We start from the raw sequence: 15,497 nt of genomic DNA, 5'->3' as shown, positions 1-15,497 counted from the left end.
CGCACAATACGCTCCTTGACGCAGCGCGGCCAGTAAAGCCTTATGCAACATAACACATTCACCTCAGGAGATCCCGATGCGCCGCGCGATGCTGCTTTGCCTGCCCTTGATGATGGCTGCTTTTCCCGCCCTTGCCGCCCCGGTCAAGCCCGGCACCGCCGCCCGCATCGACGCGCAGACCACCAAGAACTGGCCCGAACTGGAAGCGCTTTACAAGGATCTGCACAGCCACCCGGAGATCGGTTTTACCGAGACGCGCACGGCGGGCATCCTGAGCGAAAAGCTGCGCAAGCTGGGTTTTGAGGTGACCGAGCATGTCGGCAAGACCGGGCTTGTCGGCGTGTTGAAGAACGGCCCCGGCCCGGTGGTCATGGTGCGTGTGGAAATGGACGCGCTGCCCATGGAGGAAAAGACGGGCCTTGCATGGGCCAGCAAGGCGCAGCAGACCGGAGCAGACGGCAAGACCACCTATGTCATGCATGCCTGCGGCCATGACATCCACATGGCATGGTGGCTGGGCACGGCGCAGGCGCTGGTGGCGATGAAGGATCAGTGGAAGGGCACGCTGATCATGATCGGCCAGCCTTCGGAGGAAATCGGCGAAGGCGCGCGCGCGATGATCGACGATGGCCTGTTTACCCGCTTCCCCAAACCCGATTACGCCTTTGCCGCCCATGTCGGCGCGGCGCGGGCGGGCGACATCGAGGTCAAGCAGGGCGTGGCCACGAGCAATTCCGATTCGGTGCGCATCATCTTTCACGGGCAAGGCGCGCATGGCTCGATGCCCAATATGAGCATCGACCCCATCGTCATGGGCGCCCGCTTTGTCGAGGACGTGCAGACCGTCATCAGCCGCCAGAAGGACCCGCAGAAATTCGGCGTCGTCACGGTGGGCTATTTCCGTTCAGGCACGGTGGCCAACATCATCCCCGACACGGCGGAACTGGGCCTCTCGCTGCGCTCCTTCGACGATGAAACGCGTAAACTGCTCAACACCGGCGTTGATATCACCGCCAAATCGGTGGCTGACATGTCGCGCGCGCCCGCGCCCGAAGTGACCCGCCGCCATGGTATTTCCAGCGTGGTCAATGACGAGGCCCTTGGCGCCAGCACCTATGCCGTGCTGTCTAAAGCGGGCCTGCCCGGCGCGGTGCGGCTGGAGCCTGCTTATAAGCCGGGCTGGACCGCCAGCGAGGATTATTCCGAATTCGTGATGGCGGGCGTGTCCAAATCGGTGTTCTTTTCCATCGGCGGCAGCGATCCGGCGATGCTGGACCGGCTGAAGGCCGAGGGCAAGCCGGTTCCGGTCAACCACTCGCCCTTCTTCGCGCCCTTGGCCCAGCCCTCGATCCGCGCCGGGGTGCAGACGCTGGCGCTGGCCGTGCTGTCAGTAGCGGGGAAATAATCAGTCCATCTCGACAATCTGGCCCGCCAGTCGCTCCACCTCGCGCCGGTCATGGCTGACGTAAAGGATCGGCAGGGCCAGTTCGTCGCGGATGCGCTCGATAACGCGCATGATCTCCTCGCGGCGGTCCGCATCCAGCGAGGAAAGCGGCTCGTCCATCAACAGGAAACGCGCGCCCGAGAGCAGCGCGCGGCCAATCGCCACCCGCTGCGCCTCGCCCCCCGACAGGCGGCGCGGGCGGGCGGTGAGCAAGCCGCCAAGGCCAAGAAACTCCACCACCTGTTCAAAGGCGATCCATCGCGCATCGGGCGCGGCCATGCGCCAGCCATAGCGCAGATTGCCCTCGACGCTCATATGCGGAAACAGGCGGTAATCCTGGAACACATAGCCGCATCCGCGCACCTCCGGCCGCAGGTCGATCCCTGCCTCCGCATCGAACAGCACCCGCCCACCGACCGCGATCCGCCCCTCATCGGGCCGCGCCAGCCCCGCGATCATGTCCAGCACGCTGGTCTTGCCCGCGCCCGACCGACCAAACAGCGCGGTGATCCCCGGCCCGGTCGCAAAGCCGGCGGCAATTCGGCGGCTGCCGCGCGTGATGCTTACGTCAACCTCAAAGGACATGCGCGCGCATCCCCATCCGCCGCGTCAACACCTCGGACGCCACCAGCGCCACCAGCGACAGGCCAACCGAAATCAGCGCAAGTCGCGTCACGATCCCCTCCTGCCCCGGCACCTGCAAGGCGGCATAGATCGCCAGCGGCAGGGTCTGCGTCTCGCCCGGAATGTTCGAAACAAAGGTGATCGTCGCGCCAAATTCGCCAAGGCTGCGCGCAAAGCCCAGCACCATGCCAGCCAGCACGCCGGGCAGCGCCAGCGGCAAAGTGATCGTGACAAACACCCGCATGGGTGAGGCCCCCAGCGTGCGCGCCGCCGCCTCCAGCCGCCGGTCCACACTTTCCAGCGACAGGCGGATCGCCCGCACCATCAAAGGCAGCGCCATGACCGAGGCCGCCAGCGCCGCCCCGGTCCAGCGAAACATCACCGGCATCCCCATCGCTGCCAGCCAGCGCCCCGCCACGCCCTGTCCGCCAAACACGATCAGCAGCATCCAACCCGTCACCACCGGCGGCAGCACCAGCGGCAGATGCACCAGCCCATCAAGCAACACCCGCCCCGGAAACCGCCCCCGCGCCAGCGCCCATGCCAGCGCAAAGCCCACCGGCAGCGTGGCGACCATCGCCGCCGCGCTGACCTTCAGCGAAAGCCAGATGATGCCCCATTCCTCGGGGCTGATGCTATTTGGTGCCAAAGCCATAGGCGCGGAATATCGCCTTGCCCTGCGGCGATGCAAGGAAGCGGCGGAAGCCCTCGGCATCCGGGTTGGTCGAGGCCGACAGGCGGGCCAGCGGATAGACGATAGGTTTATGCGAATTAGCCGGGAAGATACCGACCACGCGCACCTTTTTATCCGCCCGCGCATCGGTGGCGTAAACAATGCCCAGCGGCGCCTCGCCGTGCGAGACCAGCGCCATGGCCGAACGCACGCTGTCGGCGCCCGCCACGCGGCCCTCAACGGCGGGCCAAACGCGCAGGGCGATCAACGCGTCGCGCCCATATTTGCCCGCCGGGACCGAGGCCACCTGCCCCATCGCCAGACGCCCGGTCGGCCCCAGCGCAGCAGCCAGCGGGAAACCCGGCGCGATGGTCAACCGCACCGCGCTCTGCGCAGGCGCAATCAGGGCCAGCGAATTGGTCAGCAGGCTGATCCGCGTACCGGGCTTTACCCGGCCGCCGGGGGCCTTGACCACATGGTCCATCCATTCCTCATCGGCCGATAGGAACAGGTCAGCGGGCGCGCCATTCTCGATCTGGCGCGCAAGGGCGGATGAGGCCGCAAAAGAGAGAACCGGGCGCGGATGGCCTTGCGCCGCCCATGTGTCGGCGGCGGCATTGAGCGATTCCTGAAGGCTGGCCGCAGCCAGAACCAGCGGCCCGCGCGGCGCCTGCGCCATGGCGGGCCCCACGGCGGACATTGCAAGCAAGGCCAGCGCGGCAAAGATCATCCTGCGAAACATTGGAGGGCGCCCCTTTCAATATCGCTATGTATATCGAAACTTGCGCCGGGCAAGCGCTTTACCGATGCATCATCGCCCGAATGGCGTCATGCAACACCGGCGCCACCGCCCGCGATCCGGCATCGGACAGGTGCAAGCGGTCGCGATAATACATCTGCCCACCCCGCATCGCATAACACAGGCGCGCATCGCACAAAGGCCCGGCCAGATCGACCAGCACCACGCCGGAAAAATCCTTCGCCACGCGGCGGACCTGCGCGGCATAGGCGTCCTGCGCATCCTCCAGCACGCCGCCGCGCGGTTCGCCGCAGGGGTGGCGATAGGCGGGGCCGTGCAGGGGCCGCAGGTCGGTCAGGCAATCGGGCGGATCAAACCCCATCCGCCGGTTGGGCAGCGTGATAATCACACCCTTGCCCGCCCCCGTCAGCCGCGCCAACGTCCGGCGCAGCGCGCGTTCAAGGCGGGCCTCGGGCGGCGCGGGCGTGGGGTCGGCGCGGTCGGTCATGTCATGGGCTGAACTGCGCCGCAGCAACTGGTCGCCATTGGCATAGGACAGCACCACCACCCGGATCGAAGGGCTGACCACCGCGTAATCCAGTGCCTGATTGGTCAGCTTCCAATTGTTGAGGCGGGTGCGGTCAAAGCTCTCGGTGGTGGTCGTGTCATAGAAAGGCGCGGCCTCGCTGGCCGAGGCGATAAGCACGTTGAGGTCCGGATAGGAAGCCAGACCCGGAAACAGGCTGAGATTGAGCGAATCGCCGATGAGCGCAACATCGGGCGCGCCGGGACGCGCCAGATAGCAGAAATCATTGCCCGCAACCCCCGGCACAAGCGCGCCCCGCCCCGGCATCAGCGCGACGCAGGCCCGCCCCTGCGCCTCGCTGCCCACCGGGATGCTCCAGCCGATCTCGCGCGTCAGCGGTTCGACCCGCGCATGGCCGGCCGAGGGGACATGCGCCCATGCCACCACCAGCCCGCCCAGCCCCAGCAACCCCATCGCCGCCAGCAGGCCCTTGACCTTGCGCGTGGCCGAGCCGCCATAGCGCAAAGGCGGCTCGATCCAGCGCGCCGTGATCCATGACAGTGCGACGGCCACGCCCACACAGACCAGCATCGCCCAACCATCGACCCATCCCGATGTCCGCGCCAGCACCAGCACCGGCCAGTGCCACAGATAGAGCGGATAGGAGATTTGCCCCAGCCAGCGCATCGGCAAAAGCGAGAGCAGCCGCGCATTGACCAGCGCCCTTGGCCCTGCCGCCAGCAACAGCACCGCCCCGCCCACCGGCGCCAGGGCCGCCCAACCGGGGAAAGGCACCCCGCCCTCAGTGATGTAGCGGAAACTGCCGAGCAACAGCGCGAGGCCGATCAGGCTGAACCCATGCGCCATGCGCAGCGGTATCGCGCCGACCCGGCGACGCTCGACCCAGGCCAGCGCGGCCCCCGCCAGCATTTCCCAGAAACGCGCGGTGGGGATGTAAAAGGCGGCCGATGTGTCAATCCGCATCAGGAATAGTTCGTGGGCCATGCTGGCCGCAAAGCCCAGCCCCAGCGCCCAAACCACCCCCTGCGCGCCCCGCCATCGCCACGCCAGCATGACCGCCAGCGGCCAGAGGATGTAGAATTGCTCCTCCACCCCAAGGCTCCACAGATGGAGCAGGGGTTTGGCATCGGAGGAGGCGTCGAAATAGCCGCTCTCGGCATAGAGGACGAGGTTGGAGGCGAACACCGCAGCCCCCGCCAGATGCGCGCCCAGTTGCGCAAACCGGTCATCGAACAACTGCACCCAGCCGAACGCGAAAGTGGCCAGCAGCACAGTGATCAGCGCGGGATAGATCCGCCGCACCCGCCGCCCGTAAAACGCCGCCAGCGAGAAGCCCCCGGCCCTCACATCATCGAAAATCGCGCCTGAGATCAGATAGCCCGAGATGACAAAGAAAATGTCCACCCCGACAAAGCCGCCGAAGCCCTGCCGCCACCACGCATGAAAGGCGACAACCACGCCCACGCTGATCGCGCGCAGGCCGTCAATATCGGCGCGGTGAAAGGGTTTGGGATGGGATGCCATGCCGCGCGGCCTTGCACGCAAGGCAGGCAGCCGGTCAAGTACAGTAAGAGTTCAGCCCTCCATCAAACGATAACCGATGCCCGGCTCGTTGCGGATCAGGCGGGGGTGGGCCGGGTCCTCCTCGACCTTCAGCCGCAAGGCCCGGATCGCCACGCGCAAATATTCGACATCGCCCACATGCGCCCGGCCCCAGACCTTTTCCAGCAAGGCGGCATGGGTCAGGATGCGCCCGCCCGCCTCGACCAGCGCCTGAAGCAAAGCGAATTCCTTGGGAGGCAGGGTCAGCCCGCGCCCGTCAATGCTGGCCTCATGGCGGGCGGTGTCGATGCGCAGGGGGCCATAGGCCAGCACCTCCTGCGCCGCCGCGCCCGATGGATGCCCCGATTGCCGCAACGCCACGCGCAGGCGGGCCAGCAATTCCTCGCCGTCAAAGGGCTTGGTGATATAGTCCGAAGCGCCCAGATCGAGCGCTGCCACCTTCTCGCCCACATCTTCACGCGCGGAAAGGACGATCACCGGCACATGGGCGGCCCGCAACAGCGGGATAAGCTCCAGCCCATCGCGGTCCGGCAGGCCCAGATCGAGGATCGCCGCCGACAATCCCCCCCCGCGCAAGGCAGCCAGCGCCGCCGATGCCGTGGCCGCTCCCGCCGCCTCATAGCCCCCGCGCGCCAGCACCGCGCCCAGCAGGCGCAGGATCGCCGGTTCATCATCCACCACCAGAACCCGGTTCATGCCCCCATCCTCAATATGAAACGCGCACCGCCCAGCGGGCTGTCCTCGATGCTCACCTGCATGCCCATCGCTTCGGCAAAACCGCGCACGATGGCAAGGCCAAGCCCGCTGCCCTGCGCGCGGTCGCCGCCCTCGATCCGGGCGAAACGTTCGAAAATCCGCGCGCGTTGATCGGGCGGCACACCCGGCCCGTCATCCTCGACCCAAAGCGCAACCTGTCCGTCCCGCAAAGCCGCGCCCAACATCACCCGCGATGCCGCATGGCCCAGCGCATTATCGATCAGATTGATCAGTACATGATGCAGCAGCACCGCATCGGCCCGCACAAAGGGCAGATCGGCCGGGATCACATGGCCCAGCGAGAGGCCCGCCGGCACCACCACCGCGCCAAAGGCGGCATCGGCGGCGTCGATCAGATCGAGGCTCTCGGCCTGCGGACGCAGCGAGCCTTCCTCGATCCGTGCCGCCGCGATCAGGTCGCTCATCGTGCGCTCCAGCCTGCGCGCGGCGTTCAGCGCCTCGCCCGCCTCGGGGCTGCGGGTGGCCAGCGTCTCAAGCTGCCCGGTGATAACGGTCAAGGGCGTGCGGAAATCATGCGCGAGGCTGGCCAGAAAGGTCCGCCGCAACCGGTCGCTCTCGGCCAGAGTTTCGCGCGCGCGGCGCTCTTCCTCCAGCGCGATCCGGTCGCAGCCCTGCCCCAGCACAAGCGCGACCTGCTGCATATGCTCGATCTGGACCATCGGGCGCGTATGACCATCAGCGGGCCGCGCCAGAGCCATCAACGCATGGCTGCCCCGCCCCTTGGGCGAGAGCGGCAGAAAGGTCCATTCCGCCGCCGCCATCACGCCCGTGCCATGGCCGGTGGCGTCGCCATTATGCATCGCCCATGCAAAGGCCGCCTGATCAAGCGAGGAAAAGCCGTCCTGCGAGCCATCAATCCGCACAGGGCCATAGATCCCCGCCACATAGGCCCGCGCGCGCTCCAGCGCCTCGACCGGGGCGCCCTTGGCCAGCAGGCGCGAGATCTGCGCCAGCTCCTCGCTGATCGCGGCGCGGGCATTGGCCTCTTCCTCACGCGCGCGCAGCCGAGTGGCAAGGCGGCTGGTGACCAGCGCCACCAGCACCAGCACGAGAACCGACACCGCATGATCGGGCCCATGGACATGAAAGCTGAAATAAGGCGGCAGCAGGAAGAAATTATACGCCCCCGCCCCGGCCAGCGCCGCCAGCAGACCCGGCCCCAGCCCGCCACGCGCCGCGCCCAGCAGCACCGGCAGCAGGAACAGCAGCGCCGCAGACGCCAGCCCCCATTGCGCCAGCATCGCGCTGGTGATCCATGTCACCAGCGCGACGCCCAGCAAGGGGATCGCATAAGAGGTCAGCACGCGCCACATGGGTGGCATCTATAGCGATCAAAGCTCGATCTGTGTGCCCAATTCGACCACGCGGTTGGGGGGGATGGCAAAAAAGGCGGTGGGATCGGATGCGTTGCGATGCAGGAACTGATAGAGCAGCACCATGATGCGCGGCATGCAGGGGCGCGAACCGAAGCGGATCGCGCTGCGGCCCACGAAGAACGAGGTGCCGCCCGTGCCCGTCAGCAGGCCCTTTTCGCGCGCAAGGTCGCTGGGCACGTCGATCTTGTCCATATAGCCATACCGCAGCTTGGCCCGCAAAAAGCGTTCGTCGAGCCGTTCGAGGCACAGGCGATTTTCCGGATCGACATAGGGCGTGGTCTGGGTTTCCACGGTCAGCATGATGTTGGTGCGGTGCAGCGCCTTGTTATGCTTGAGATTATGCAACAGCGCCGAAGGGGCCACGCTGGCGTCCTGCGTCAGGAACACCGCCGTGCCTTCAACCACCAGCGGCGGGCGGGCAGAGAGCGCCTTGACCAGTTCATCAAGCGCGACGCCCTGCTCACTGGCGCGTTGCAGCGCCATCTTGCGCCCGCGCAGCCATGTGGCGATCACCACCCCGATGATCCCGGCCACCATCAGCGGCACCCAGCCGCCCTCGGCTACGCGCAGCACATTGGCGCCAAAGAAGAAGATGTCGAGCGCAAGGAAGGGCGCGATGAGCAGCATGGCCAGCATCGGGTTCCACCCCCACGACCGCCACGCGATGATAAAGGCAAGGCAGGTGGTCACCACCATCGTGCCCGTCACCGCAATGCCATAGGCCGCGGCCATCGCGCTGCTGGATCGGAAAGCGAAGACGAGGCAGATGACGCCCAAGAGCAGCATCCAGTTGACGCCAGGCATATAGATCTGACCGATCTGCGCCGCCGAGGTCTGGCGGATGACAAGGCGCGGCATCAGGCCCAGCGCGATGGCCTGTTGGGTCAGCGAATAGGCCCCGGTGATGACCGCCTGACTGGCGATGATCGTGGCCATCGTGGCCAGCACCACCAGCGGCGCGCGCAGCGAATCCGGCGCCATCAGGAAGAACCAGTCGGCATTTTGCAGCAATTGCCCATGGGCCTGCGCGCGCGCCAGTGCGGTCAGCGCCAACGCGCCCTGCCCCAGATAATTGAGCGTCAGCGCGGGCCAGACAAAGGTCAGCCAGCCCAGTTGAATCGGCTGCCGCCCGAAATGGCCCATATCGGCAATCAGCGCCTCGGCCCCGGTCACGGTCAGGAACACCGCGCCCAGCACGAACAGGCCCGCCACGCCATGCCCCAGCATGAAATTGACCGCCCACATCGGGTTAAAGGCCGAGAGAACATCGGGCGCCTCGACAATATGCCACAGGCCCAGCGCGCCGATCGCCACGAACCAGAACGCGCAGACCGGGCCGAACAGGCCCGCCACGCTGGCCGTGCCGCGCACCTGAAGCGCAAAGAGGCCGATGAGGATCGTGAGCGAGAGGCCAAGGATCACCGGCTCGCTCATGCTCTCAAGGCCGGGGACGGTCTTCATCCCCTCGATGGCAGAAAGCACTGAAAGCGCGGGCGTAATGATCGCATCGCCGTAAAACAGCGCCGCGCCGGTAGCGCCCAGCAGCAGCACGATCAGCCACTTGCCCCCCGTCGCCCGCCGCGCCAGCGCCATCAGCGACAGCACACCGCCCTCGCCATGATTATCCATCCTGCTGAGAAACAGCACATATTTCATCGTCACCACGATGATCAGCGCCCATAGCGCCAGCGCCAGCACGCCAAGGATCTCGCCCCGGTCGATGCCCCCCTGCGCGGTCTGGGCCAATGCCTCGCGGAAGGCATAGAGCGGGCTGGTGCCGATATCGCCATAGACCACGCCGATCGCGCCCAGCGTGAGCGCGAAAAGCGAAGAGGGGCCGTGATGGCCCGGACTATGTGCGGAATGTTCGCTGGTGGAGGATGCGGTCATCAACATGATGCGTCGGTTCGCCTGAAGGATAGGAACCTGACGCATCGGACGGATCGGCATTAAATCGCCATGGGCAAGGCGGGGGTCGTGCGTAAAGTCCGCGTAAAATCGCCCCCTATTGCCGCGCCCCACCGGCGATCCATGCGCCCAGTTTTACGCGTTCTTCCAACGTCATATGGGTCATATTGCCCAGCGGCATGACCTGCGCGTCCACAGCCACCTTTTTGATGCGCGGCGCGGCGGCCGAGGCATGTTCGGCATTGTCCAGCAGCACGCCTAAAGGCGGCGCGGCAAAGGCCGGATTGGTGGGATGCGGCGCATGACATGTCACGCAATGCCGGGCCAGAATGGGTTGAATATCGGCATAGCTTGCCTCGCCCACCGGCTTGGCGCCCGATTTCTCCATGGCGACATAGGTGATCGTGGCAATGCCGATCGCCGCCGCAACGGCCATGGTCGAGCGCGGATCGACGCCCTTGTGGCGCAGGTTGAATACATGGCGGATCGCCACCCCCATGGCCGAGATCATCGCCAGCACCAGCCAAGGCCGCTCTGCGCCAAAGGTCATCGGGTAATGATGGCTTATCATGATGAACAGCACAGGCAGCGTCATGTAATTGTTATGCAGCGACCTTTGCTTGCCCCGCGCGCCCAGCGCCGGGTCCGGTTCGCGCCCCTCGATCAGCGCATTGACCACCTTGCGCTGGCCGGGAATGATAATCATGAACACATTGGCCGCCATCACCGTGCCGATAATGGCGCCGACATGCAGATAGGCCCCGCGCGCGCTGAACACGCTGTTGAGGCCGTAGGCCGCCGCGACCAGAAACGCATACCACACCACCCCCAGCAGCCGATTGTTGCGCCCCAGCGCCGACCGGCACAGCCCGTCATACACCACCCAGCCCAGCACAATCGCGCCCATGCCGATGCCTGCCGCCTGCCACGGCTCCAGCGCCGCCTTGGCCGTGTCGATCAGGAAAGCGCGCGCCCCGATATAATAGACCAGCACCAGCAGCGAGAACCCGCTGACCCAGGTGAAATAGGCCTCCCATTTGAACCAGTGCAGCTCGTCCGGCATCTGGGACGGGGCGACCTGATATTTCTGCTTGTGGTAAAAGCCGCCGCCATGGACCGACCAGACCTCGCCCGAGGCCTCACCTTCCTTGGGCGGTTTCAAATGGTTATCCAGCCAGACGAAGTAGAAGGACGAGCCGATCCACGCGATGCCGGTGATCAGATGCAGCCAGCGCAGCCCCAGATTGAGCCATTCGGTGATATCCAAGGCGCGTCCCCTAATCTTAGCCTGATCTCTCCATGCGATTGGCAGTGCGTTCGATAAAGCGCAAAATTTCGCTTATCCTGTCGCAAAAATCAGAACGGCTTAAGCCTCGGCATTCTCGCGCGCCAAGGGATTGGGCACCGCCGGGCCAACCCGGTGCAACGTATTGCGGTCGGTATGTTCAAACGGCTGCTCCACCCCGCGGATTTGCAACATCGTGGTCTGCTCATAACTCCACTGATCCGGCCCGTTGATGGTGACAGTGATGGCAAAACTGTCGGTCCTGAAATTCTGTTCCAGAAATACCGCCGAGATGATGCCATTCTCCGTACTGCCCCGCTGCGCCGTCAGGGTAAAGCTGGTGGCGTCCGCCGCCGCCTCGCCCTTGGCCAGCGCCGCCTGTCCGCGCGGGATGGTCAGCGTGTGCAGGATGCGCCCCGTGGCCGGTTCCCACAGCCAATAACCGACCTGATCGTGATACATCTCGACCTCGCCCGGCTTGGTGATCGCCGTGTGATAGCGCAGGCCATAAAGCAATTGCGGCCCGTTCATCTGGGGGTCGATGGGCTGAATGGTCATCCGCTCGATATAGGCCTGCTCCTCGGCGCCATCCTCGGTGGGTTTGACATCGCGCCCCTTGATGCCTTCCCACACGCCCGCCATCGGCGCCAAGGGGCCTAGATTGGCCAGCGTATCGACATCGGGTTCGGGTTCGGCAAACAGGTGAGCGGGGAATTTCGACATGCGTTTCAGACCCTTTGGCTTCAAATCTGCGCCCAGCGGCGCAACAGGTTGTGATAGACCTGCATCAAACGGTCAATATCCGCATCATCCTTGCCCCGTCCGGGCGCCCCCGTCTGAACCGAAAGGCCCTGTATCGAACGGTCAAGGTCATAGAGCATCGCGCGCGCCTCGCCATCCTTCACCGCGCTCTGCATCCAGAAGAAGCTGGCGATCCGCATCCCCCGCGTGACCGGCGTCACCTTGTGCAGGCTGGAACTGGGATAAAGCACCATATCGCCGGCGGGCAGCTTGACGCTCTGGCCGCCGAACTGGCCCTCGACGGTCAATTCGCCGCCGTCGTAATCCGTCGGATCGTTCAGGAACAAAGTAGCCGACAGATCGGTGCGCAGCAGGCGGTCCTCTCCCGGCATACGCATCAGCGCGCCATCGACATGGGCGCCATAATGGCCGCCGTCGCGATAGAGGTTGAAACGCGGCGGATGGATCGTCACCGGCAGCGCGGCGGCGAGAAATTGCGGATTCTGGCCCAGCCGGGTCAGGATCACCTGCCCGATGTCCTTAGCCACAGGATCGTCCATCGGCACTTGCAGGTTTTGCTTTACCTGCACCGCCCGCTCGCCCGCTGTGGCCGCGCCATCGGCCCATGGGGCGGAGAGCAGGCGTTCGCGCAGGGCGGCAATCTCGCCGGGGGTAAAGAGTTTCTCGATCACGATCAGCATATTACATCCCCGTCAGCGCATCCGGCCCGATGGCGTCCAGCTTGGCGCATCCCGCCAGCACCATCGCCAGTTCCAGCTCCTCGCGCAGAATTTTCAGCATATGGGCCACGCCCAAAGCGCCGCCCACGGCCAGCCCATGCAATTGCGGCCGCCCGATCATCACCGCATCGGCCCCCAGCGCGAGCGCCCGGAACACATCCGCCCCGGTCCGCACCGATCCGTCCAGCAGGATCACGCAATCTTTCCCCAGCGCCGCGCGCGTCGCGCGCAGCAGCGTCAAAGGCGCCTCCGCCGCCTCCATCGCCCGCCCGCCATGGGTGGAAAGCACCAGCCCATCCCAGCCCAGCGCCATCAGCCGCGCCGCATCATCGGCCCGCGACATGCCCTTGGCCAGCAGCGGCAGGTCGGTTTGCCCGCGCAGCCATGCCATATCATCCCACCCCGGCGCTACGGCGGCCAGACGCGAGAGCGCGGGATTGTACCATTGGCCCGATGCCTCAGGCGCGGGCGTGAAACCGGAGAGATGCACCGCCTCGATACCGCGCGGAATGGCGAAACCGGCGCGCAGGGCCTGCGGGCTGGCGGGCTGAGCGGGGGTGTCGAGCGTCACGACAATCGCCCTTGCCCCCGCCGCCTCGGCCCGGCGGATCAGGCACAGCGTATCCTCGCGCCGAGGCTGGACATAGAGCTGGAACCACAGCGGCCCGGCGGCCACCTGCGCGATGGCCTCAATGGGCTGGCTGGCCATGGTCGAGACGGTCATCACCGTTTCAAGGCAGCCGCGCGCGGTGGCCAGTTCGCCTTCGGGATGCACCAGCCCATGATAGCCCAGCGGCGAGAGCAACACTGGATGCGCCAGTTCCAGCCCCAGCAGGCGCCGCCGCGTATGGCCCCCGCGTAGATCGGCCAGAGGCCGGTTCAGGATTGCGTGGGCGGCAAAGCTGGACTCCTCGCGCCGCCGCGCCGCACCATCTCCGCTGGCGCCTTCCAGCCAAGCCCAGACCGCAGCATCGATCCGCGCCTGCGCCTCACGCGCATAGTCGGCCAGCGTGTAAAGATGCGGCGGCAGGGGCACACGCCTTACGCCGCGATTCCCCAGCTTTCCAGCAGCGGCTCATTCTCCGGCTCGCGCCCGCGAAAGGCGGTGAAGTTTTCAATCGCCGGGCGCGTGCCCCCGCGCGAAAGGACTTCGGCGCGGAAACGTTCGCCCAATTCCGCGCGCGGGGCGCTGCCTTCCTCAAACGCGGCATAGGCGTCGGCCGACAAGCGCTCGGCCCAGAGATAGGAATAATAGCCCGCCGCATAGCCACCGGCGAAAATATGGCTGAAACTGGTAGGGAAGCGGTGCCATTCGGGATAGTCGATGACGGCGACCTCGGACCGCACCTGCGCCAGAACGTCGCGGTAATCGGGCGCATTGTCGCCGCCCGCCGCGCGATGCAGGCGCAAATCGAAAAGGGCGAATTCAGCCTGTCGCACCAATCCCATGGCGCCAAGAAATTTCTGCGCCCCCAGCATCCGCGCGATCATTGCATCGGGCAAAGGCTCGCCGCTTTCCTCATGCGCGCTCGCGGCTTTCAGCGTGGCCGGTTCCCACGCGAAATTCTCAAGGAACTGGCTGGGTAATTCGACCGCATCCCATTCCACCCCGGCGATACCGCCGATGCTGGGCAGATCAACCTCGCCCAGCAGGTGATGCAGGCAGTGGCCCATTTCGTGGAACAGCGTCACCATGTCATTATGCGTGATATAGGCGGGCGCATCGCCCACCGGCGGCGCGAAATTCGTCACCAGATAGGCCACCGGCGTGACGCCATGCTGGCGCGGGCGGGCCGAATCCATCCATGCCCCGCCGCGCTTGCCCTCGCGCGCAAAGAAATCGGCATAGAGCGAGGCCACCTCATGCCCATCACGGTGCAGGGTGAAATAGCGCACATCGCTATGCCAGACCGGCACGCCCTGCGCGGCGCGAAATTCGACGCCGAACAATTCGCGCACAAGGCCGAACAGAGCCTCCATCACGCGGGGCAGCGGCAGATAGCGGCGGATTTCCGACGTATCGAGATCGTGCAGCTTGCGCCGCATCCGCTCGCTGGCAAAGCCGACATCCCATGGGCGCAGGTCCGCAATGCCCAATTCGTCGCGGGCAAATTCGGCCAGCGCGGCCAGATCGCGCGCCGCCTGAGGCCGTGCCGCCGCGCCAAGGCTGGAGAGGAATTCATCCACCTGCGCCCCGTCACGCGCCATTTTCGCGGCCAGCGACACCGCCACCGGATCGTCAAACCCCAGCGCCAGCGCGGCCTGACCTCGGCGCGCAAGGATTTCGGCAATGCGCGGGCCATTGTCGAACTGGCCCGCGTTCGGGCCTTGGTCGGAAGCGCGGGTGTTCCATGCGCGATAAGCTTCCTCGCGCAGCGCCCGGTCCTCGGCATGCGAGAGCACCGCCATGACGCTGGGCGCATGGAGCGTGACCAGCCAGCCTTCCTTACCGGCGCGCTCCGCTGCTGCGCGCATCCCGGCCCGGTCGGCCTCGGGAATACCGGCAAGGCGCGCTTCGTCGGTGATTTCAAGCGTCCACGCCTCGGTCGCGTCCAGTACGGCATTGGAAAATTCGGTCGAGAGGCGGCCCTGTTCGATTCGGTTGGCAACGAAATCCTGCGCCGCCTGCCCTTCCAGCGCCACGCCCGACAGTTCAAAATCCTGAAGTGCCAGCGTCAGGGCGCGACGCTCCTCCTGCGGCAGGGCCTGCGGATCAATAGCCTTCAACGCCTGATACAGCGCCTTGTCCTGACCCACCGCGCTGAAATGCGCGTCGATCAGGGGTTGCGCCTGCCCATGCGCCTCGCGCAGTTCCGGCGTGGTCGCCACCATCACCAGATGGCTGACCACGCCCCAGACCCGCGAAATCGCCACATCGGCCGCGTCCTTGTCCGCCAGCAGCGCCGGATCGCCGCTCCGCGCGCTCAGAGCCTTCATCGCCCCGGCATGGGTGGCAATCGCGGCCTCGACCGCGGGCACGACATGTTCGGGCCGGATCGCGGCAAAATCGGGCAGAGCATCGGCGGCCAGCAGCGGGTTGTTCGACATAAGATCCTGCAAATGAGAATTGTATTCAGGCA

At 65.8% G+C, this 15,497-nt stretch carries 13 protein-coding genes; 1 reads left to right on the top strand and 12 read right to left on the bottom strand.

Annotated elements, in window-relative coordinates; all coding sequences use genetic code 11:
• Nucleotides 1-76 precede the first annotated feature (76 nt).
• Nucleotides 77-1,405, top strand: coding sequence for an amidohydrolase (locus tag FHW96_RS02600; protein ID WP_172339013.1), 1,329 nt, complete (start codon nt 77-79; stop codon nt 1,403-1,405).
• Here the strand turns inward: FHW96_RS02600 and FHW96_RS02595 are convergent, their stop codons facing one another.
• The 12 genes from FHW96_RS02595 to FHW96_RS02540 all read right to left on the bottom strand — a co-directional run bounded on the left by FHW96_RS02595 (nt 1,406) and on the right by FHW96_RS02540 (nt 15,465).
• Nucleotides 1,406-2,029: a molybdenum ABC transporter ATP-binding protein gene (locus FHW96_RS02595; protein ID WP_172339012.1), complete on the bottom strand. Its 624-nt coding sequence runs from the start codon at nt 2,027-2,029 to the stop codon at nt 1,406-1,408.
• Nucleotides 2,019-2,723, bottom strand: coding sequence for a molybdate ABC transporter permease subunit (gene modB, locus FHW96_RS02590; protein WP_172339011.1), 705 nt, complete (start codon nt 2,721-2,723; stop codon nt 2,019-2,021). Before modB ends, FHW96_RS02595 begins: the two co-directional genes overlap by 11 nt.
• Nucleotides 2,704-3,483 carry a molybdate ABC transporter substrate-binding protein gene (modA, locus tag FHW96_RS02585; protein WP_172339010.1) on the bottom strand — a complete coding sequence of 260 codons (780 nt, stop codon included), beginning with the start codon at nt 3,481-3,483 and terminating at the stop codon, nt 2,704-2,706. The genes modB and modA overlap by 20 nt, the downstream gene beginning before the upstream one ends.
• A 58-nt stretch (nt 3,484-3,541) precedes the next feature.
• A complete protein-coding gene (locus tag FHW96_RS02580) occupies nt 3,542-5,551 on the bottom strand; it encodes an acyltransferase family protein (protein ID WP_172339009.1) in 2,010 nt (669 codons plus the stop codon).
• A 51-nt stretch (nt 5,552-5,602) separates the two neighbouring features.
• Nucleotides 5,603-6,286: a response regulator transcription factor gene (locus tag FHW96_RS02575; RefSeq protein WP_172339008.1), complete on the bottom strand. Its 684-nt coding sequence runs from the start codon at nt 6,284-6,286 to the stop codon at nt 5,603-5,605.
• Nucleotides 6,283-7,680 carry a DUF4118 domain-containing protein gene (locus tag FHW96_RS02570; RefSeq protein ID WP_172339007.1) on the bottom strand — a complete coding sequence of 466 codons (1,398 nt, stop codon included), beginning with the start codon at nt 7,678-7,680 and terminating at the stop codon, nt 6,283-6,285. The genes FHW96_RS02575 and FHW96_RS02570 overlap by 4 nt, the downstream gene beginning before the upstream one ends.
• A gap of 18 nt (nt 7,681-7,698) precedes the next feature.
• On the bottom strand, nt 7,699-9,639 hold the full coding sequence (locus FHW96_RS02565; protein ID WP_216650759.1) for a potassium transporter Kup: 1,941 nt from the start codon (nt 9,637-9,639) through the stop codon (nt 7,699-7,701).
• 109 nt (nt 9,640-9,748) lie between these two features.
• Nucleotides 9,749-10,918, bottom strand: coding sequence for a urate hydroxylase PuuD (locus tag FHW96_RS02560; protein WP_216650748.1), 1,170 nt, complete (start codon nt 10,916-10,918; stop codon nt 9,749-9,751).
• 99 nt (nt 10,919-11,017) lie between these two features.
• Complete coding sequence (locus FHW96_RS02555; protein WP_172339006.1) at nt 11,018-11,659, bottom strand: heme-binding beta-barrel domain-containing protein; 642 nt, start codon at nt 11,657-11,659, stop codon at nt 11,018-11,020.
• Nucleotides 11,660-11,679: 20 nt separating this feature from the next.
• Nucleotides 11,680-12,378, bottom strand: coding sequence for a Fe2+-dependent dioxygenase (locus FHW96_RS02550; protein WP_172339005.1), 699 nt, complete (start codon nt 12,376-12,378; stop codon nt 11,680-11,682).
• 1 nt (nt 12,379) lies between these two features.
• A complete protein-coding gene (locus FHW96_RS02545; protein WP_172339004.1) occupies nt 12,380-13,453 on the bottom strand; it encodes an alpha-hydroxy acid oxidase in 1,074 nt (357 codons plus the stop codon).
• Nucleotides 13,454-13,458: 5 nt separating this feature from the next.
• The gene (locus tag FHW96_RS02540) at nt 13,459-15,465 is read right to left on the bottom strand and encodes a M3 family metallopeptidase (RefSeq protein WP_172339003.1); all 2,007 of its coding nucleotides are present in this window, start codon (nt 15,463-15,465) and stop codon (nt 13,459-13,461) included.
• Nucleotides 15,466-15,497 lie beyond the last annotated feature (32 nt).

Source organism: Novosphingobium sp. SG751A, assembly GCF_013149295.1.
Taxonomy (GTDB): domain Bacteria; phylum Pseudomonadota; class Alphaproteobacteria; order Sphingomonadales; family Sphingomonadaceae; genus Novosphingobium.
Note: the sequence above shows the minus strand (reverse complement) of the source record. Positions and strands in the feature narration are given on the sequence as shown.